Here is a 19,903-nt window from a genome sequence, read left to right as displayed (position 1 = left end):
GGACTGGCGGTGTGGGGGTCGTTCTTGCCCACGAAGCGGTTCGAAGCCAACCGGCTCCGGCCAGCCACAATCCAGCTCGGACTTCCCGCCTTCATTTCAGAGGTGGCTCCATGACTTCGATACAACCGCCTCTTCTCCTTCCAAGAGTCGATCGGGCGAATTCATCAGCGGACCTCGATCGGGCACGAGGCCATAGCGATACCCTCGGACTCAACCCGCAGAATGTATTTGCCGGTGTCTGCGACCGAAAACGACGCTATCGGCACGACGCAGGCTCGCCGCACGAGATCACCTTCGGCATACGTCACCCGAACATCCACTGGCTGGGGCGGTCCCTCAACACCCGAAGGCGACTCGACGACAATATTCAATCGAAGCAGCTCATTCCGTTGAGCGGTGCCACATTCGAGCACAATAACCACGGGAATCCTCAATGGCTGCTCCGGCAAAGGTTTTGGATACCAGCTACAGCCCCCGTCAAGCACATTGAACAGACCGTCGCGCAGACTGGTCGAGTTGGCGGCGAAGAAGCTGGAAACACTTACGCCGTCGGTCAAGTCGGCCGCGGTAACGGGTCTGCCCTCGAACCGCAGGACGCCGCCTCCCCCGCCTCCACCACCAGGGCACTGGCCTGGCTTCCCGTCCAACTCGATCTCAAGGTCCGGTGGCAGACTTGCCACGCCAACGATCGTCAGCACGCCGCCCTGGCCGCCGCCACCGAGTGGTTGACCGCCCTCGCCTCCAACCTTGAACACGGCGTGACGGAAATCCATGTGCACGCTCGCCTCGTTGACAACACCCTGGATGATGAGGCCGTTGATCGCTGCATCCGAAAGCTCAGCGACTGGTTGACCCGACGCAGCGCCTTCCTCCTCATGCGCCCGTTTGATCTCGAGAAGCCGGTCGACCGTGTAGGTGTCAAGGTTGCCATCGGCATCGATCTCAATATGGTGAACGGCACACAGCAGTATCAGGTTGTCGAAACCGTGCCGTTCTTCGGCGGTTTGGTTCGCGTCATACCGCGGACCGCCCACGCTCTGCGCCTTGATATGAGCCACCCGCCCCAGAACGACACCGGTCGGACTGATCAACGGTGTGCGACAACCAGGGAAAGCGCACCGGTTCATCGATACAGCAAACAGACGCACAACCGTAGGACGTCGCGGCGCTTTCGGTGGCTTGGCCATGGCCCAACATTGTATGTCGGCACTCCCTCTCGGCTTTATCAGCCAGCCAGTCACCCATCCAGAGAGAAGAACTCAAACCCAGCGTGTCGGGCCGGCGGTGTGGGGGTCGGCCAGTTGCCGGGCGTTGGTGGCCCACCGAACCGCGTTGGTGCCGGTGATCCCAAACATCACCAACAGATGCAGCGGGTCCGCGCCGCAGGCGAGGGCTTCTTCGAGTTTACGGTCGATGCGCAGGCGTTCCAGGGTCGCTGTCATGCCGCGCAGGTTCGGCAGGAACGCCGTGCTGACCGGTCCGGTGCGCAGTGCGGTTTCCTTGCTGATGAGCAGGTGCGGGTTGGCGGTGCGTGGCCAGCGGCTGCGTCGGTGGTCGAGCCATTCGCGCAGTGCAGTGGCGGTGACTTCGTCGATCGGGAGGTCGCGACCGCCGATGGTGATGCGTCGGTTGCCCAAGTCCACGTCGTCAAGCAGCAGCGCCCGGATTTGTCCGGGCCGGGCGGCGTAGATGGCGGCCAAGGCAACGCACAGACGTGCTTGTGGAGTGTCGGCGGCGCGCAGCGCGGCAGCCATCTCGTCGTCGGACAGTGGCTGCCAGATCCGTCGGACTCGTGGTCCATGCCGGATGCCGGCGCAGGGGTTCTGAAAGACCACGCCGTTACGTTTGGCCCACGCGAACAACGACCGCAACCCTCCCAACGCGAGCATCCTCGGCTCACCGTCCAGATCGGCGAGATAGGCGAGGACCTCCTCACGAGTGATCTCGCGCAGGTGATCGTGGCTAGCCGACCATGCCTGCAGCCCGGGCCGCACCCCGTTGAAGTAGGCCATCGCGTTCGCGCGGGTGTGGCGGTGCTGGCGGGGCCCGCCATCATGCAGGGTGCGAACCCAGCATTCAGCCTGCTGGGCGATCGCCGGGGCGAGACCGTCAAGTTTGGCGTCGAGCCAGGTATCGAACACCGCGGGTCGGTCGTCGAGGAGGATTCCCATCGCCGACAAGATGTCGATGACGTGGACCAGCGCGCCGCCACACTGGCGGGAGATCAGCGGGTGGAACTGCGAGACCCGCACGAGGTCGCCGTCAGCGTGGGTGGCCAGCAGCATGACCAGGTTCCGATCGAGTGCCCAGCGCACTTTAGGGGCGAAGCCGTGGGCCTCGGCCGCTGTCCACGACAGGTGCAGGGCCCAGGCCAGCCACGGATTATCCGGCACGGCATCCGATCTCAGATCGACACGGCCACGCCGATAGGTGCGGGGCAGGTCTGTCAACAACAGCAGCTGCGCGGAGTCGAGACTGGGGCGCGACGCGACCGGCGGTGCTTGTCTGGGTCGACGTCCCTTGGCCCCGCGTTGGCGCGGCGTTGCCGGCGGCGGCGCGTGGGGCTGATGGAGGTCGGACAGAAACAGCTGATGGTAGCGGACTTTCGCTACATATGGGGCGAGAACGGTTCTGTCACGGGCGTTCTCGGCGGTGGCGGCCCGGTCGAGCCGGGCCTGGCACCAGCACAGGCGGCAGTAGCTGCCTCTGAGCGGGACCCGGCGGCGGCAAGCCGAACAGTCGCCGACGGGTCGGCGATAGCCGACAGCGAAGTTGTAGCAGGCCATGCACAGGCCCCGAGCATAGGTCGGGCCCCATGCCAGACATTCGAGGCAGCTGGTCACCGAGCGCGCGATCAGTGGCCGGGCACCATTCCGGGCGGCCATCGCTCAGGTCGGCGGCAGCGAACGCCCGTCCCTGCGGCGGGGCACCACCCAGGGGCGAGGTCGTTCCGCCGCAGCCAGCACATCGTTGTCGCTGTCGGAGTCGGGACGGGGCACCGAATCCGGTTCCGGGATCAGCAGTTCACCGATTTCGCAGCCCAGCACGGCGCAGACCACGTCCAGATCGGCGAGCTTGATCGAGGCGGGCTGGCCCGACCACAGATGCGACATCTTGCCCGCGGAAATGACCAGGCCGTGCTCGGCCAGCAGGCGCTGCATCTGCGATGCCTGCCAGATACCGCGGTTCGCAGCAGCCAAGCGCAGATTCCAGCGCATTCACATCAGTCCCTTCAAGCGCGTACCGACGCGTTGCTGACCGGCGATCCAGGCGTCCTCGATCCGGCTTCGGTGCACGTGAACGTATTTCATCGTGGTGGTCACCCAGGCATGGCCATACATCTCCTGGATCGAGATCAAGTCCACGCCGTCCAAGTACAGCTGCGAGGCGCAGTAGTGGCGCAACACGTGCGGCGACATCCGCCCTACCCAGGTCGGCAGATGGGCCCGCGTCGCCTCGGCCAAACTGCGACGCAAGGCGTTGTAACCGACGCGATTTCGCGACCCGTCCGCGCTGATGCGTTCCGTGGGCAGCAGAGGTGCGCCCGGGCGGGTGTGATCGTCGCCGAACTGTCCCCACACGTCCTCGACATACCAGCGCAAGGTGCGGTCGGCGCCGTTGAGCAACGGCACCATTCGCTGCCTCGGTCCCGACCCACGCGCGCCCTTGCCGATCCGGACATGGAGCTTGCCGAAATGCCCAAGCTCCCACCGGATGTCGTCCAAATCGAGATGACGAGCCTCGTTGATCCGCAACCCCACATCGGCCATCAGACGCGACGCGGTGTAGTTCCGGGCGGCCGGTGCGAACTTCCTGCACGTCGCCAGCTCCTGCGCCCATCCCGCGAACAAGGTCTGGACCTCCTCGCGCTGAGGTGGGATCCGCACCCGGGTGTCCTTGTGGCCGCGAGGGCGGTTCATCTCATCGATCGGGCATTCCACCACCCGGCCGGTCATCGCATGCAACTCGACCTTATGCCGAAGCTCGAGGAATTCGAAGTACACCGACAACGCCGCACAACGGGCCAACCTCGTGCCGCTCGGCGACCCGCGCAGCTCCCTCCCGAAGTAGGTGTCCGCGTCCGGCGGCTCCATCTCCCACAACGGGCGACCGAACCACGACCGGATCTGTTCGAGATTGCTCAGGTCACCCCGGATCGTTGCATCGGTCAGCCCCGCTGCCGAGCGCGCGAGCACGAACTCGGCCAGCACATCGGTCTCGAACCGCTCCAACTCCTCGGCCGAGGCCGCCGGCCGAACCGACCGCAGATCCCGGACCGCCGTGACTCCCAACCCACACACCTCGCCTTCACCCGACGTGGAAAGAGGTCGAGAACCATGACACTACTTCAGAAAAGCCGAAACAACCTCAATAAGCCGATCACTACACGAATTACGGTCAACGCCCCTGATCTGCGGTGCATGACCTCCGCCCACCACCGGTCGAACCCGAGTGATGGGGAGCTCGCATGACCGGCAACAGCAACCACCGTGATCGGCGGCGCAGCGAGACCGTCGCGGGGGTGCGGGTGCTCACCGCGACCGCGCGGGCGGCGACCGAAGCCGCTGCCGCCCGGCCCGGGATCCGGGGCTGGTGGGCGCGGCTGGCGATATCGAGCGATGATCATCGCCGGGCCACCGCCGCCCGCCGCACCGAGAACGCGGGTGCCGGAGATGGCTTCGACCGATCGCTGGCGCAGCTCACCGACCGCGGATACCGCGGGCCGGGCGGCGGCCGGGCCGCCGTCGTCCCCACCACCCCGGAATGGCGCGCCACCACCGTCCAAGTCGCCGGACTCTGGCCCTTCTCCGTCGGCGCCAGCGCACCCACCGTCGGCACCCCGGTCGGCTCGCACTACATCACCGGCGCACCGGTCCACTTCGACCCGATGAGCTGGTTCCTCAAAGGATTCATCACCGCACCGATCGCATTCGTGCTGGCACTCAACGGATTCGGCAAATCCTCCCTCATCCGGCGCATGGTGACCGGAGCGGTCGCGGCGGGGGAGACCGTGCTGTGCATGGGCGACACCAAACCCGACTACCGCGACCTCGTGCTGCGCCTGGGCGGACAGGTCGTCGACGTCGGCTACGGGCACGGCACCCTCAACCCCCTCGACGTCGGAGCGCTCGGGGCGATCGTGGACCGGCTCACCGACCTCGACCAGCGCCGCCAGGTCACCGCACGGGTCGAAGCCGGACAGGTCAACATCGTCGCCGGCCTGATCGAACTCGTCCGCGGCTCCCGCGTCGCCGACTACGAAGAAGTCCTCATCGCCGCAGGACTGCGCGAACTCTACAGCGCCGCCAACGATTTCACCCACGAGCGGCCACCGCTGATCGAGGACCTGCTCGCGGTGATCTCCACCGGCGGCGACCGGATGATGCGCTTCGCCGAAGAGGACGACGAAACCAGCTATCGCGCCTCCACCAAGACCCTGCGTCGTTCCTTGCGTGCCCTGGTGGAGGGGCCGTTCGGGGCGATCTTCAACGGCCCCACCACCACGCGGCTGGACCTGGCGAGCCCGGCGGTGTGCGTGGATGTCTCACGGATCCCCGAAGGTGACACCAAACTGCTGGCCGCGGTGCTGATGGTGTGCTGGAGCGAGGGCTTCGGTGCCGTTGCAGCCGCGCACGCCCTCTCCGATGCCGGACTCGCCCCGCCGCGCACCTTCGAAGTGGTGATGGACGAGATCTGGCGCGTCCTCGGGGTCGGGGAATTCATGGTCGACCGCGTCGACGCCCTGACGCGCCTGAACAGGACTTTGGGCACCGGGCTGATCATGTGCAGCCACACCATCAAAGACCTCGCCGCCTTCGATTCCGCTGCGGCACAAGCCAAAGCGCTCGGGTTCTTCGAACGCGCCCGCGCCAAGATCATCGGCCCGGTCGGCCCGGAAGAGATCGACCGCATCCGCGCCGCCGTCGGCATCACCGACACCGAGAAACTCCTCGTCACCTCCTGGGCCGCGCCACGCCCACCTACCGACGACGACCTCGACCCCGGACAGCGCGAAACACCGCCCGGCACAGGATGTTTCCTCCTCAAGACCGGTGAAGCGGCCGAGCCGGGTGTGGCCTTCCGCATGACCTTCACCCCGACCGAACGGGCGAGCCAGGTCCACAACACGAATCAACGTTTCGATCTGGACAGCGAGGCGACAAGGCGATGACCGGCGACGATGATGAACGCGACCTCGAAAACGACCGCCGCCGCAGCGATCCTACTACCGATCACGCTGCTGGTGTTGCTACTCGGGGTGATCGCAGCCGATCCACCCACCTCCTGCGCCACACCGCTGGCCGCCGGAGCGGGCGGGCCGACCGGGCAAACGGTCGCGGGGTTGAGCGAAGCGCAGCTGCGGCTCGCGCGCGACGGGGTCGTGATCGGCAAACAACGCCGGATGCCCGAATCGGTGATCATCGCCGAACTCGCCGCCCAAGCCACGGAGTCCGGGTTCCGGAATCTGGCGAATCCGTCGGTGCCGGAATCGCTGACCTATCCCAACGACGGGCTGGGCCACGACCACGACTCGGTCGGCCCGCATCAACTCCGGGCCAGCGTGTGGGGATCGGTCGGCATCGCGAAGCTGATGCAATCGAGCTACCAGATCAACTGGTTCTACGACCGCGCCGAACAATCAGGTCTCTTGGCGCAACAGCTCTCACCCGCGGAGTTAGCCCAGCACATCGAGCAATCGGCACCCAACGCCTACGCCGGGCAGATCGAACTCGCACGCGAGTTGTATCAGCGTTTCGCCGACATCGACCCCCGCACCGCACCCGCCTCGGCGGGTGCGGCGCCCACAGGCTGTGGGTCGGGGGCAGCGGCGGTGTTGAGTCCCGCCGAGGCCAGCGCGTTCGGGCGCGCGGTGATCGAGCACGCCTCCCGCTGGATCGGCACCCCGTATGTGTGGGGCGGCGGCGATATCAACGGCCCGACCAACGGTGGCCTGGACTGCTCGGGACTGACCCTGTACGCGATCTACCACGCTTCCGGCGGCCGAATCCGGCTCCCGCACTACACCCAAGCCCAGCAGGACCATCCCAGCGCGGTCGTCGTCCCGTTCGCGCAACGACAGCCCGGCGATTTGATCTTCTTCACCTCCCGAGGGGACTCGGATTCCCATCACGTCGGGATCTATCTGGGGCCCGACGATCAGGGACGCGACCAGCTCCTGCACGCTCCCCAATCCGGACAGACGGTGACCACCACTGCCCTCAGCGGATTCGAGGGGGAGCGAATGGACGTACGCCGCTACGAAATCCGCGAATCGACCGGGTTGTCATGACCGATTGCGTCTTCTCACCGGATCTTGCGTCGATCCCGTTGCGCACCGGTGCACGGCCCACAGCATGCCGCGAGAACCCATACCCCGGCCGCGATCACCGCCCCATCTGCCGACGCCCCCGCAGAACCGGAAACAGCACGTAGACAACGACACACGGAGGTCGAACCGTGAGTGAGAACCCCACAGACCGCCCCGCCGCCGGTGCGGGAACGACGATGCGCGATATTGAATTACTGGTCACCACCAACACCGCGCTGCTTCGCCGCACCACCCGTGCCCTGGACCTGGAGCGCTTCGCGCTCGAGCACGGACTCGACGATCCGGCCGGATTTCAGCGATTCGTCCGCGTTCTGCGCTCGATGGCCGGGGTCGACTACGAGGCCGTGCGCGCGCTGAACATCGCGCAGAAGGGCGCCGACCCGATCTTCGCGGTCCGCGCGGTCCACGGTCCGCGACTGGCGCTGTGGTGCGCGGGCACCCGTGCTCATTTCACCGTCATCCGCTCGGGCGGAGAGATCGTCTGGCGCGACCGCCACCCGCCGGACGCGACGGTCAAGAGCGCGGCGCAGGCCGCCGAATCCGCCGCACTCCAGGCGATCCGGGTCGCCGGGCAGACGTGCCGACGGTGGGATGTCGACGCCGCCGCCCTGCGCCTGACCGTCGCACGCAGCCACGGGCTCGATCTGGCCGGGCTCTACCGCGCCGCCCTCGCCGCGAATCTGTTGCTCGAGATCGTCACCGATCCCGTCCGCAATCCGGCAGCCCGCGCCTCGAGCGCCCCCCGCGTCGAATGGCGCGGCAGCGACCTGCTGTCGCTGACCGACCCCGACCACGACCCGGACCAGTCATGAGCAGCCGACGCACAACGGCGGCATGGATCGCCACCGTCGCGATCTGCGCGACAGGATGTGCCGCACAAATTCCCGCCAGCTCTACGACTACCCAGAACAACTGCTACGCAAAAGGTTTCACCGCACCGTTCGATCAGGTCGATCCCTGCGATGCCGACCAGGTACTCACCGCCGCGCTCGGCGCGATCTTCGGCTACCGGCCCAGTGAGCAGGCCGACCCCACCGAGGCGCTGGCCTCGGCACGAGCGTTGCTCGAGGACCGGTTCGCCGCGAGCGCCGCATCCAGCGCGCTGGTCTGGGCGCCGGTCACCACCGCCGTCTGGCAGCAGTGGCGCCACGACCGTGTGCAGGTCGCGACCACCGCGCGAGTACTGGCCGATGACCACCCACCCGACACCACCACCAGGGTGGCCCGAGTCGTGACCGTCGACATCGACGCGCCCGAGTCCGATCCTGGCGCCTTCGCGGTTTACGCCACCGCGACCCGCGGCAGCGTCGAGATGCCATGGCTTCTGTCCGGATTGCAGGTGACCCAGTGAGCGGGGATCCGGTCGAGGAGGGCGGCCAGCAGATGCGTCAGGGCTTCGTCCAAGCCCTGCAAACCGCACATACCACCGCGGCGTTGATGCGCGGACGCGGCACCGATAGCCGATCCCGCACCGAACACCTCCAGCGCGTCGAACAAGCCGATCAACGCGAGCTGCGCTCGATCCGCGAGCACAACGTGAGGGTCGCCGCCGCGATCGACAAATCGACATCCGACTGGCGGGTCAACGAAGCTCGCATCACCGAAATCAAAGGTCGCACCACCCACAACCAGGAAGCCCACACCCTCGCACAAACCGAAACGAAGCGACGCATCGAACGCGCCGACGAACTCCACAGCCTCGACGTCGAATACAAGCAACTGCTGATCGGAATCCGTAAGCGCGCAGCCGGTTTCACCGACACCCTCACCAGCCAAGGCACCGACGGTGAGACTGCGGCATCAACGGCGGCGTTCGCCGCCGCCGACGCCAACCGGGACCTGTCCGAGGAACACGAGCGCGACGCCGACGCATACGACCAGCGCTTCGCCGAGGACACCGGCCACAACGTCACCGAGGTCATCGACGCTCCCTCCCTCCCGGCTGCCGACGCCGACGCCGTGATCGACGTCGAATTCTTCGACATCGAGCCCGACCAACCCGGCGGCGACGACCTCGGCGTCACCGACCCCACCGCATCCACCGAACCCGAGTACCCGGATTCGGTGGCACCGGATGCGTGGCAGCGACTGACCGAAAACCTGACCGCCGAGACCCGCCTCGCACACGCGGTCGACGAACTGATCGATCCCGCGCCCGAGCCTGATCTGCCGATGGCATCGGCGGTCGCCGACGCCGTGGACGCCGCGGTCGGTAGCGGCACCGGTGAGGAACCGCTGCCCGAGGACGCACCAGGCATCGATCCCACGACCGAGCAGTTCGGTCCAGAACCGGAGTGGGAGCTGTGACCGGGTCGAGGAGTCGGTGATGGACAGCCCGACCGCGCTGCAGGCCCACCTGCTCAAGGGCATCCAGAACCTGTCGTTGGACAACGAGCGCCACCGCCCGCGCCCGACCGAGACCGGCGAACCCGCCGCCACCGACGAACAGTGGGGAATCGGGCAGCGCTGCCTGGACCAACTCGAACAGGTCGCCCTCGGAATCGGGGTACCGCACGCGTGGATCGACTACGCCCGCGCATCCGGGCAACGCGGCGAACGGTGGCAGCCGGGCCGGCAGATGCTCGGATCCGGGCGCGTCGAACGCTCAGTGCTGATCACCGCGCTGGGCCGAGACGTTCGCGGCTTGCAGGACATGTCCGGTATCGGCGCGGTCTTCACCCACCGTGGCGTCGACGCCGAGGTCACCGCCCGCTTCCGCCGGATCATGGGCATGACCTGGCAGCGTCTGGGCGCGATCTCCCACGCCCTGGGGTTGACGACCGAAGAACGACACCAGGTCTGGGCCCGCGGCGAGCGCCACTGGTCCACTGCGGTCGCCGAGCGACTCCGCGACACCGACTTGAAGTCGCTGGCACAGGACTGGAACCGGATCGTCACCGCTGACTTCAGCGCGGCGACCATCCCGGTGGTCGTGCTGCAAGCGGCCGGGATCACCGCCGCCGACGCCCACGCGGCGATGCCGACCTCGCCCGACGACATGGTCACCGAGGTCACCGAAGCCCTCGCCCTGCTCGACGAACGCCACATTCCCGACCCCGCCATCGCCCGCACGGCCGCTGCGATCGCCACCGCGGTAGAGCCCTCACCCGAGCCCGGCGCGGCCCTCGCCGACCCGGACTCCACCGCGGCGGGCGAACAGATTTCCCTGCCCTCCTACCCCGATCCGAGCGACGGAGCCGAACCATGACGGCAGCTACAGCGATGCAACCGAAAACCGTTGTGCCACAACCTCGAATAGGAAGGAGAAGGCAGATGAGTCGAACCGATGATCTCGGGGACTTGGCGAGCTGGAAAGCCGGGCTGCTCGCGCGGATCCAAGAGCGTGGCGTCGAGGACGCGCGGTTGCTGTATCGGGGATATCCCGAATACGGCACCGGCTTCGGACGCCGTGACATCGCGATCCAATCCTGGCAAGCGCACCTGCGCGACCTCAAGGCCGAACAGCGGGAATTGATCGTGCGCACCGACACCCCCGGAATCCCGCCCACGGCGATCGCCGCGGCGGTGGAAAACGGCAAGGCGGGCCGACGGTGGGGCGAGGCCGTGACCGACCCACCGACAACCCGCCACGGCGACGACCCGGTCCGCGCGCAGATGATTGCGGCGATCGCCGAGGACATCTGGACGTTGGAACACATGGCTGCCATCGCCATCGCGCGCGAAGAACGCGAGGTCGGCAACCCGACCGACAGCGCCGGTCACCAGCAGTACCTGATCAACATGGACCTGCTGTGGGAACGCGTCGACTCCGTCGCGGCGCTCGCCGAACTGACCCTGGCCGAACGCGATCAACTCTGGGGACGTGACGACCTCGGCTGGTCGCGGCTGGTGGCGGCGAGCACGGATCGGTGGCTCGAACCACCCGATCACCCGCCGGATAACGGGCCGACCGGCGGGGTCGAGCTGTGAGCGGGTGGCGATCATGACGACTCCGCCCCCGGCGCCAGGATCCCGCGAATCGGTCGTGCAGTGGCAAGCCCAGCTGCTCTCCCAGATCCGGCTGCTCACCGGCGAGCACACCCGAATCCTCGGTGCAGGCTGGGAAGGGTTCGAACCGCTGGATTCCGGCGGTGACGCCGAATCGGCTTGGCGGCAACACCTCGACGCCCTGTCCGCCGAGCGAGAGCGCACTGAGCAGACCGCGCTCTCGGCGGGTGTGCGGCAGGAATGGATCGACGACGCGGTCGCGCTCGGCGAGAACAGTGCCCGGCCCCGTGTGGATGCCCTGTCGAGATTGGATTCGATGCCCTGGCGCGACAACGCCGCCCAAGGATTCTTCGTCGGCATGCTCGGGCTGGACCTGTGGCATTTGGAGCGGATGGCCGCGTTGGCGGCCGAACGTGACGACCGCGTCGCGACCGGCCGCTGGAGCTACGGCAAGAACCCGATGTCGGAAAAGCAGTTCGCCCAGAACATGGAGCTACGTCACGAACGGGTGGTCGCGCTGGCACACGCCGCGCAGATCACCGAGGACGAGGCCGACATGTTGTGGGGCGACGCTGCCGAACCCTACCGGCGTGATCACGCCGTACGGCTGGAAATCCGCGACGAACTCAGTGTGGCCCGAGCATGGCACTCCTACACCAAACCCAGCACCGAACTGTCGGTACCGCCCTACGTTCCGACCGACCCCGCCACAGGCACCCCAATCGTCGGCGCGCACACGCTGCCACCGACACCGCAACAGATGATCGCCGCCGCCGCGGCGACACTGCGCGCCGAATTCATCAACGCCGCATTAGCCGACACCGACGTCGCCGCCGACACCACCACCGCGCTCGGCGCCATCTCCGCTGCCGTGGACGATGAGCTGCCCGCCGAGGACACCGGCCTCGCCATCGACCCCGACCTCGGACCGGATCCGGACAGTGACGGCGGATATCGCCACGACTACGGCACCGACCCCTGACCACCTGACAGACCCTGCGTTTCGTCGATGCCGTCGGTCACGGGTACTGGCCGCGACATCGAACCCGCCACCGGGGACACCGATTCTTCCTCCTCTCTGTTTCGGAGGCTGCCGATGTCCATCCCGCAAGCACCACACCACCGAACACCGCGACACCGTGACCACACCGCGGGCAGGCGCTGATGAGCTGGCCCGACTCGCACCCCGGATCGCCCACCGATCCCGGCTACTACCACGACGCCGCCGACGAGCGTGAAGCCCAACTGCGCGCCGATTTCGCCCTCTACCACAACCTCCGCGAAATCGCGCCGTTCGGCGAAACATCCGATCAAGTCGCCGAATTGACCGCCCAAGCCCAGATGCTGGCCGAGCGGTGGACCGGTGCCGGTCACACCGAATTCGCCCGGCTGTGGATGCAATTGGACGCCAGCACCGCTGCCTGGCTGGCCCGGCCGGAAACCACGCGCGCCGCCTACGACCGCCTCGCACAAGCACATGCCACAGGTGATCAGCTCGTCGACGACCTGACCTGGCGCACCCTGCGCCAGACCGCGATCCTGACCGGACGCATCGAACCCGGCATCACCGGATCGGTACAGGACAGCGCACGCTCACGCCCCCAGGACCGGGCGAAAGTGATCGAGCTGCGCCCGACGAGCCGGGTGGACCGCGCACTCGGCGGACGTGGACCCGAGATCTCGCTGAAGGAAGTCGACGCGCTCATCGCTTCCACCGACGAGCTGCTCGACGCCGAAGAACGCGACGGCGACCTCGATACCGGCGCAGACCAACGCAGCGTCGAGCGGCAAGCGGCACTGCGGCGGGTCCAGGACCTGTCGGCCGAGCACACCCGCACCAGCACCCGCTTCGCCGGCGTGCCCAGCCACGACCAGGACCTCATCGAGCGCCTGGACGAGCTGCTGGCCCAGACCCGCGACGCCCGCGCGGAGGCGGCACGGGCCGGGGCCACTCAAGACCAGATCGACCTCGCCTACCTCGCCGGACGCGACGGCACCTACGCCCACACCACCACCGAACCCGATGCGACCGCCGCCGACCGCATCGGCGCGGCAGTCTCGGCCGCCATCCCCGCCGACCCGGTCGACACACCCGGCGCCGGGCCCGAGCCCGACCTCGATACCGAGCCCGACCCGTCCCGAGACATCGAGGTGTCGCTGTGAAAACGACTGTCCACCAACAGATATCGAAAACCGATCGAGGAGTGCGCGCATGATCTCGACACGGGAGACCCGTCGACGGACCAAGAGCGGGATCGGGGAAGAGACCACGATCCTGATGCTGTTCGTTGCGGCGGTCGCGGTGGCGCTCACCGCCTGGGCGGCGCTGTCGCTGGGCCGGTGGTGGGCCGGATTGCCGGTCACCGGGAACCCGGCCGCCGCGCTGCTGGCCGTCGCGCTCGGCAAAGCGAGCTGGCCGTGGCAGGCCACGCTCGTGGCCGTCGCGCTCTACGGCCTCGAAGCGGGCGCGCTCGTCGCCGGATGGCGACTGCTGCGCACACCGCACGAGATCGACAGCGCCGCACGGACCATGCAGCGCCCCAGCCAGATCCGTATCGCACGCGCCGGCGACAACGCGGCGGCCAACCGGCGGTTGCTGGCCGACGCACCCGAGGACGTCCAAGAACTCAAAGGCCCGCCCCTGGGCCGAACGGTCGTCGGCGGGGTCGAGCTGTTCGTGCCCGCCGAGTTGGGGGTGACGATCGCGGCGGGTACCCGCACCGGCAAGACCATGGCCTGGGCCATCCCGGCGGTCCTCGCCGCGTGGGGGCCGTGCCTGGCCACCTCGAACAAACCCGATCTCTACCGCCACACCCTCGCCGGACGGCAAGAGGCGGGCGATATCTGGCTCTCGGACCTGCAAGGGGTCACCGGAACACCGACCTGCGGGTTCTGGGTGAATTTGCTGACACAGGTCACAGGCTTGCCGGCGGCACGCAAACTGGCCGGGTTCTTCGTCTCCGCATCCTCGGGAACCGCCGCCCAAGCCGCGAATGCCAAGGTGGACAGTTACTTCGATGGCGGCGCCCAAGAACTACTCGCCCTCTACATACTCGCCGCCGCCCGCGCGGGCGGGGATCTGCTGCACGTGGCCGAATGGCTGGGCAAGGATCAGGATCCCACCCCGGCACTGATCCTGAATGCCCACGGCCAGCGCCGTCCCGCCGAACGTATCCGCGAGTCCCAGGCCCTCTACTCCCGCCAAAGAGACGGGCTCTACGACATGGCCAGAAGGTTTCTGAACGTCTTGGCCGACGCCGACTACGCGCGGATGGTGACCCCGCCTTCACGCACTCATCTGCGGGTGCGTGAAGGCAAAGCGGGTGTCGTGATCGAGAACACGGCCCAGCCCCGCACGCACGAGTTGCCGGAGTTCAAGCCGGTCGATTTCGTCGAATCCACCGACACCGTGTACGCGCTGAGCATGGCCGGACCCGACGGGGCGACCCCGCTGACCTCGGCGCTGGTCGGGCAGATCATCGAGGCCGCACTGAGCGCCGCGCGCGCCCGGCCCGACGGCAGGCTGGCGGTGCCGCTGCTCGGTGTGCTCGACGAGGCCGCCAACTGCGCCCGCATCAGCGAACTCCCCAGTTACTACACCTATTCGGGGGGCTGCGGAATCATCTTGATGACCATCCTGCAAGTTCTCGAACAGGGCGAAGACCTGTGGGGCGCCAACGGACTCAAGACGATGCGCGCCCAGTCGATCGAGGTCTACGGCGGCGGAATCGCCGCGGTCGACTACCTCCAGCACTGGTCACAGATGGCCGGACAGCACGATGTCGCCGACCGCTCCCGCAGCCGCGGCCAAGGCGGCACCAACCGCACGCTGTCGTGGCGCGCCGAACCCATCCTCGAGGTCTCCCAGCTCGCCGCGCTCCCCAAAGACCGCGCCCTGGTCCGGCTGCCCGGACACGGACCAGTCCTCGTATCCAAAACCTGGTGGCAGGACACCGAATACGCACCGCTGATCCACCGATCGCTGAAGCAATTCGCCACCGACAGCCAGCCCGTCGCCCTCGTCGTACCCGAGAAACCCGACGACGCAGACGACGGTCCGGACGCCGAAGGGCAACGGTCATGAACGCCACGAACCCGACGGCACCAGCCGCCAAACCAGCGCAGGCCCGCAAACCCTCCTATCCCCACTTCGTCGCCTTCGCCGAGAAATGGCTGCTGCCCTTGATCAGCGTCCGGATCTCCGGCGGCCAACGCGAGAACACCTACACCTGGTGTGAGCAATGGTGGGCACACCGCCCCGTCGCGGTCCGCATCGCCTTCTTGCACACCGCGTTCGAAGCCTCCCGTGGCCCCGGCGCCAGCGGATTCGTCACCGGCCACGTCGACCCCCATTTCCGCGTCATACTCGACGCCGCCAAAGGACCCCTGCACCGCTGCACCCCGACCGACCACGTCAAGACACCATCGCTGCCGTTCGAACCCGTTCCCCCCGAACGCATCCCGCCCACCGACCGCGCGGAACAAGTCGCACCCACCGAGACCGGTACCGGCTCGACGAAGAACACCGACTCCGAGAAGAAGAAGCCGCCACCGCGGTTCACCAACTACGGACTCTGGGTGCAGCAGTGGCTGCTACCGGTGACCTCGGTACGCATCGCCGCCCAGCATCGCGAGGGCACCTACACCTGGTGCACCCGCTGGTGGGAACACCACAGCGTCGCAGTTCGGTTCGCGCTGCTGCACGCGGCGTTCGAGGCCGCGGTCATCTCCACCGACAAGACCGCGATGTCGTCGCTGTTCACCCGTCAGATCGATCCGACCATGCGCCTGGTCCTCGACGCCGCCAACGGGCCGCTGCACCGCTGCACACCCAGCGACCACGTCGAGCTGCCCGGACTGGCCGCCAGCCGCGTACCCCGTAACTGGTTCGGCGCGCCCGGCGCGCGGCCGGCGATCGAACGGCTGGGATTCGGGCCCGATTTCCGAGCCCTCGCTCCCGGCGAGGACGAGGAGGAGCTGTCGTGATCACGCCCTCCCGAGTCCAGACACGGGTGCTCAAGGCCGTCCAGAACCGCAGTCGCGCCATCGCCGCCATGCTCGCCGAGGCCGAAGGATTCGACCGCTCACCGACGCAGGAGTGGTTCGGCACCTACCAGCACCACGCCATCGGGCGCGCGGACCTGATCGCCGCCGCCACCGCAGGGGGACTACCGAGCGAATGGCTCGACCAGGCCCAGGCGCGCGGCGAGCGCGGGATCGGATGGCGCGCGGATCTGTATCTGGTGACCCCCGGCCCGACAGACTGGGACCGGATCCTCGGCGATCTCACCGGGGATGTGGCCCGGATCCAGGAATGGGAAGCACTCGATACCGCCCACCGGCAGCTGCACGCCCACGACCCAGGCGGCGCGTCGGCGAGCCTGCGCACCAACCTGACCGCCCTGCACATGCGCACCGCCGGTGTCGCGAATCTGCTGGGACTGACCGCCGATCAAGGAACCCAGTTGTGGGGCGAACTCGACGACTGGGCACGCTCGGCCGCCGCCACGCTCGACGGACTGCCCGCCGAACAGATCCGGCACCGCTGGCACGCCGCCGCCGACACCGACACCCGCGCCTGGGCCGGGCAAGCCACCGCGCTGGCCACCGACGCCAGGATCGCCGTCAACACCAGCCCCGCGCTGCCCGCCCCTGCGGCCCTGCGGACCGCGATCGCCGACGAATTGGGACCGGTCCACGCGCAGCTCGTTCCCGCGCGCGACACCGAGCTTCGCGCGGCGCTGGACGCGGCGATCCCCGAACCCGACCAGCAATCGCCGAGCACCGAGGTGCTGTTCAGCGACGCACCGTCCCCCGATGAACCGTGGGTTTCCGAACACGCCGGTGGGGAACCGGTATTCCTGAGCGCGGAGGGGAGTCCGTGGTGAGCGGGGTCGCGATGCCTGTGCGGGTGCGCGATATCCCCGCCGACCACGCGCAGGGACTGCGGCGCATCCATGAGCTCGCCGCCGAAAGCGCCCGCCTGCACCATCTGCAGAACACCGCAGGGGCGTCGGTCACCGAGCGGCTGGGCCGGCAACAACAGATCGATCAGGCCGACCGCGAGCGGGGCCTGCTCGAAATCACGGTCCGGGGCAACGGCGTCCCCACCGAATGGGTGGACCTCGCCCGGCGACTCGGATTCTCCCGACAGCCCTGGACCCCGGCACAGATCCTGCCCCCGCCTTCGCCCTCGACACCTGCGCGCGGAAACCGCAACCGGGTCGCCTCCGACACCCATCTGCTCGCCGACATGGCCGCGGTCTCCGCGGTGCGCCAGCACCTGCTGACCCACCACCAGATCAGCATCGACCCGAACTCGGTCGCCGAACACCAGTTCCGTCGCAACATGCACACGGTCTGGCAGCGCGCCGTCGTCACCGCCGCAGCGATCGGTATGCCCACATCCCAGCGCGAACGCATCACCGATGCCGCCGCCGCTGGCCTCGACCAGCGCCTGAGCATCTACCGGGATCTCACCCTCGACGACCTCGACACCCTGTGGCACGCCTACACGGGCGCCGCCTTCGGCGACACCGCGCGCCGAAAGCTCACCAAGGCGCCCGAACGCGACACCACCAACGCCGCGTTTCCCGCTCCCACGGACTGGCTCGAACAGGCCCGGACCGGTCTGTCCAGCACGCTGCCCACCGACCCCGCCGACGACATCGCCGCTGCGGTCGCCGCAGCCGTCACCGACACCGACCCCGACCAGGGCACCGAGCGAGAACGCGACCACGACCCCGTCGTGGACCAGTTCGCCGACCACCAGGTCGCGACGGAGTCCGGACCCGACCCGTGATCTGTCCGACATCGGCGCGCCCGCAACCAGCACAGGAGCAGACGTGACCCGCCCTCGCGGCAGACACGACCCGCCCGGCCCCGACAACCGCCACAACCGCCGACGACGCAGTCGGCCGATCCCGCACCGAGACAACAGGTCTCGAACATCAGAAGGAGAACCCACCGTGTCCGTCACCAACGATCGACTCACCCGACCGGCCGGACTTCGCCGCCAAGTCTTCGGCCACCTTCGCGTCACCTACCTGCCCGACGGCGTGGCGCTGCTGGATGCCCGGCGCTGGCTGCCCGACGCCGACGAACACGTGTGGCGTCAGTTCACCGCCTTGCTCGATCCCGACGGCTACCTCGTGGCCAGCGTGGGCGCGCTGCTCATCGAATACGGCAACCGCGCCATGCTCATCGACGCCGGATTCGGGCCGCTGGCCGTGCCCACCCCGGTAGGACAACTGCGCGGCGGGCAACTGATCGACAGCCTCGCCGCCGCCGGGAAATCGGTCAACGACATCGAACTTGTCGCTCTCACCCACCTGCACATGGACCACATCGGCTGGCTGTGGCAAGCCCATACCGACACCACCATCAACGTCTTCGCCGGAATCCCGGTACTGGTCAGCACCACCGAATGGGACATGCGCGACCTCGCCATCGCCGACGGCACACCCCCGGAAGTACTGGCCACCTTCGCCACCCAGATCCGTCCCGTCCCCGACAGTGAGTTCTTCCCCGGCGTGCGTGCCCTACCCACACCGGGACACAGCCTCGGCCACACCAGCTACCTACTCAGCAGCCTCGGCGAGCGGCTGATCGTGTTCGGCGACGCCCTCACCACCCCCGTCCAGATCACCCACCCGCACCTGACCACCGCCGTTGACGACGACCACGCACAGTCGCGGGACTCCGCCGCCCGGCTTCTGCGTGAACTCGCCGAGCCGCACACCCGCGGGTTCGGCATGCATTTCGCCGACATCCAGTTCGGCCGCCTCGTCACCCACGAGCACACCAACCACTGGCAGCCCGAATAGCGCCCGCCACCACACCGATGAAGGACGACACCATGACCCAATACCGACCCACCACCGTCAACACCGACCGACCGGATCCCCGCATCGCCGTGCGCGATATCGACAGCGAAGCCGAACTGCACCAGTTCGTACGCTGGGCCGCGATGAGCGGCGTCGGGGATCCGGACTTCTTGGTCGAGTACCTGCTCGGGTTCCACCAGGACGGACTGCTCGGCAGCGACCTCGTCACCACCCGAGCCACACTGCGCCGGACCCTCGACAGCCACGGCGTGCCCGCCGCCGCTGCCACCCGCACCAGTGCCTCGGTCGCCGTGGTCGACGGCCAACTGGCCGGAGGCATCCTCAGCGGGCCCACCCTATGGCTGCTCACCCGCGTCATCGCCACCAGCCCCGACCACCTACTCCTCGCGCTGCTGCGCACCAGCGAGATCCAGGTCTTGGCCGTCGATGAACAGCATCGACGAACCGGCGCGGGAGCAGCCCTGGTGAACAGCGCCATCCGATCCTCGCGAGCCCTGAAAGCCCACGTGCTCTACGGACAGTTCCCCAACACACCGCGGTTGTTGAGCTTCTATCACGGCTGTGGACTCACCGTCCACACCCCCGGCGCCGCCATCGATTTCGGCAAACTCGCCGGAATCGACCTGACCATCAACACCTCCAGCGAAGACCGGTTCTTCACCCACAACCTCCGCTGAACTCGCACGCGGCGCGACGGCGCGATTGCCGGGCACACGAGAGATCCGCCCCGCGCAACCGCGTCGTCGGCCAGTCGGCACCGACCGGCCGCCTTCTCCAC

At 67.9% G+C, this 19,903-nt stretch carries 19 protein-coding genes; 15 read left to right on the top strand and 4 right to left on the bottom strand.

Going from position 1 to position 19,903, the window contains the following annotated elements; translation table 11 throughout:
* Window positions 1-164: 164 nt before the first annotated feature.
* The 4 genes from ON27_RS40610 to ON27_RS37265 all read right to left on the bottom strand — a co-directional run bounded on the left by ON27_RS40610 (window position 165) and on the right by ON27_RS37265 (window position 4,292).
* Window positions 165-1,187 (bottom strand): hypothetical protein, encoded by a 1,023-nt coding sequence (locus tag ON27_RS40610; protein WP_157227891.1) that lies wholly within the window; start codon window positions 1,185-1,187, stop codon window positions 165-167.
* 72 nt (window positions 1,188-1,259) lie between these two features.
* Complete coding sequence (locus ON27_RS37275) at window positions 1,260-2,786, bottom strand: tyrosine-type recombinase/integrase (protein WP_051047488.1); 1,527 nt, start codon at window positions 2,784-2,786, stop codon at window positions 1,260-1,262.
* A 102-nt stretch (window positions 2,787-2,888) separates the two neighbouring features.
* Complete coding sequence (locus ON27_RS37270; RefSeq protein WP_043738534.1) at window positions 2,889-3,218, bottom strand: helix-turn-helix domain-containing protein; 330 nt, start codon at window positions 3,216-3,218, stop codon at window positions 2,889-2,891.
* Complete coding sequence (locus ON27_RS37265) at window positions 3,219-4,292, bottom strand: tyrosine-type recombinase/integrase (RefSeq protein ID WP_043738532.1); 1,074 nt, start codon at window positions 4,290-4,292, stop codon at window positions 3,219-3,221. It lies immediately after the preceding gene.
* A gap of 176 nt (window positions 4,293-4,468) precedes the next feature.
* Here ON27_RS37265 and ON27_RS37260 point away from each other — a divergent pair, with 176 nt between their 5' ends.
* The 15 genes from ON27_RS37260 to ON27_RS42595 all read left to right on the top strand — a co-directional run bounded on the left by ON27_RS37260 (window position 4,469) and on the right by ON27_RS42595 (window position 19,802).
* The gene (locus ON27_RS37260) at window positions 4,469-6,172 is read left to right on the top strand and encodes a putative type IV secretion/conjugal transfer ATPase (RefSeq protein WP_086007615.1); all 1,704 of its coding nucleotides are present in this window, start codon (window positions 4,469-4,471) and stop codon (window positions 6,170-6,172) included.
* Window positions 6,173-6,181: 9 nt separating this feature from the next.
* The gene (locus tag ON27_RS37255) at window positions 6,182-7,291 is read left to right on the top strand and encodes a C40 family peptidase (RefSeq protein ID WP_245560544.1); all 1,110 of its coding nucleotides are present in this window, start codon (window positions 6,182-6,184) and stop codon (window positions 7,289-7,291) included.
* A gap of 167 nt (window positions 7,292-7,458) precedes the next feature.
* Window positions 7,459-8,142, top strand: a complete 684-nt coding sequence (locus ON27_RS37250; protein WP_157227889.1) for a hypothetical protein — start codon at window positions 7,459-7,461, stop codon at window positions 8,140-8,142.
* A complete protein-coding gene (locus ON27_RS37245; RefSeq protein WP_043738529.1) occupies window positions 8,139-8,681 on the top strand; it encodes a hypothetical protein in 543 nt (180 codons plus the stop codon). The genes ON27_RS37250 and ON27_RS37245 overlap by 4 nt, the downstream gene beginning before the upstream one ends.
* The gene (locus ON27_RS37240; RefSeq protein ID WP_043738528.1) at window positions 8,678-9,637 is read left to right on the top strand and encodes a hypothetical protein; all 960 of its coding nucleotides are present in this window, start codon (window positions 8,678-8,680) and stop codon (window positions 9,635-9,637) included. The genes ON27_RS37245 and ON27_RS37240 overlap by 4 nt, the downstream gene beginning before the upstream one ends.
* A 19-nt stretch (window positions 9,638-9,656) precedes the next feature.
* Window positions 9,657-10,538 carry a hypothetical protein gene (locus ON27_RS37235; RefSeq protein ID WP_043738527.1) on the top strand — a complete coding sequence of 294 codons (882 nt, stop codon included), beginning with the start codon at window positions 9,657-9,659 and terminating at the stop codon, window positions 10,536-10,538.
* A gap of 65 nt (window positions 10,539-10,603) precedes the next feature.
* Window positions 10,604-11,260 (top strand): hypothetical protein, encoded by a 657-nt coding sequence (locus ON27_RS37230; protein WP_043738526.1) that lies wholly within the window; start codon window positions 10,604-10,606, stop codon window positions 11,258-11,260.
* 13 nt (window positions 11,261-11,273) lie between these two features.
* Window positions 11,274-12,260, top strand: coding sequence for a hypothetical protein (locus tag ON27_RS37225; protein ID WP_157227887.1), 987 nt, complete (start codon window positions 11,274-11,276; stop codon window positions 12,258-12,260).
* Between the two features lie 182 nt (window positions 12,261-12,442).
* Window positions 12,443-13,441, top strand: a complete 999-nt coding sequence (locus ON27_RS43720) for a hypothetical protein (RefSeq protein WP_043738521.1) — start codon at window positions 12,443-12,445, stop codon at window positions 13,439-13,441.
* Window positions 13,442-13,490: 49 nt separating this feature from the next.
* On the top strand, window positions 13,491-15,362 hold the full coding sequence (locus tag ON27_RS37215; RefSeq protein WP_051047468.1) for a type IV secretory system conjugative DNA transfer family protein: 1,872 nt from the start codon (window positions 13,491-13,493) through the stop codon (window positions 15,360-15,362).
* On the top strand, window positions 15,359-16,264 hold the full coding sequence (locus ON27_RS40605; protein WP_051047467.1) for a DUF4913 domain-containing protein: 906 nt from the start codon (window positions 15,359-15,361) through the stop codon (window positions 16,262-16,264). The genes ON27_RS37215 and ON27_RS40605 overlap by 4 nt, the downstream gene beginning before the upstream one ends.
* Window positions 16,261-17,166: a hypothetical protein gene (locus ON27_RS37205; RefSeq protein ID WP_043738518.1), complete on the top strand. Its 906-nt coding sequence runs from the start codon at window positions 16,261-16,263 to the stop codon at window positions 17,164-17,166. Before ON27_RS40605 ends, ON27_RS37205 begins: the two co-directional genes overlap by 4 nt.
* Window positions 17,163-18,080 carry a hypothetical protein gene (locus tag ON27_RS37200; protein ID WP_157227885.1) on the top strand — a complete coding sequence of 306 codons (918 nt, stop codon included), beginning with the start codon at window positions 17,163-17,165 and terminating at the stop codon, window positions 18,078-18,080. The genes ON27_RS37205 and ON27_RS37200 overlap by 4 nt, the downstream gene beginning before the upstream one ends.
* 166 nt (window positions 18,081-18,246) lie before the next feature.
* Window positions 18,247-19,104, top strand: coding sequence for an MBL fold metallo-hydrolase (locus ON27_RS37195; RefSeq protein ID WP_051047466.1), 858 nt, complete (start codon window positions 18,247-18,249; stop codon window positions 19,102-19,104).
* A gap of 32 nt (window positions 19,105-19,136) precedes the next feature.
* Window positions 19,137-19,802 (top strand): GNAT family N-acetyltransferase, encoded by a 666-nt coding sequence (locus ON27_RS42595; protein ID WP_157227883.1) that lies wholly within the window; start codon window positions 19,137-19,139, stop codon window positions 19,800-19,802.
* The last annotated feature ends 101 nt before the right edge of the window (window positions 19,803-19,903 follow it).

The sequence above is a fragment of the Nocardia asiatica NBRC 100129 genome, assembly GCF_000308415.1.
Lineage (GTDB): Bacteria > Actinomycetota > Actinomycetes > Mycobacteriales > Mycobacteriaceae > Nocardia > Nocardia asiatica.
Note: the sequence above shows the minus strand (reverse complement) of the source record. Positions and strands in the feature narration are given on the sequence as shown.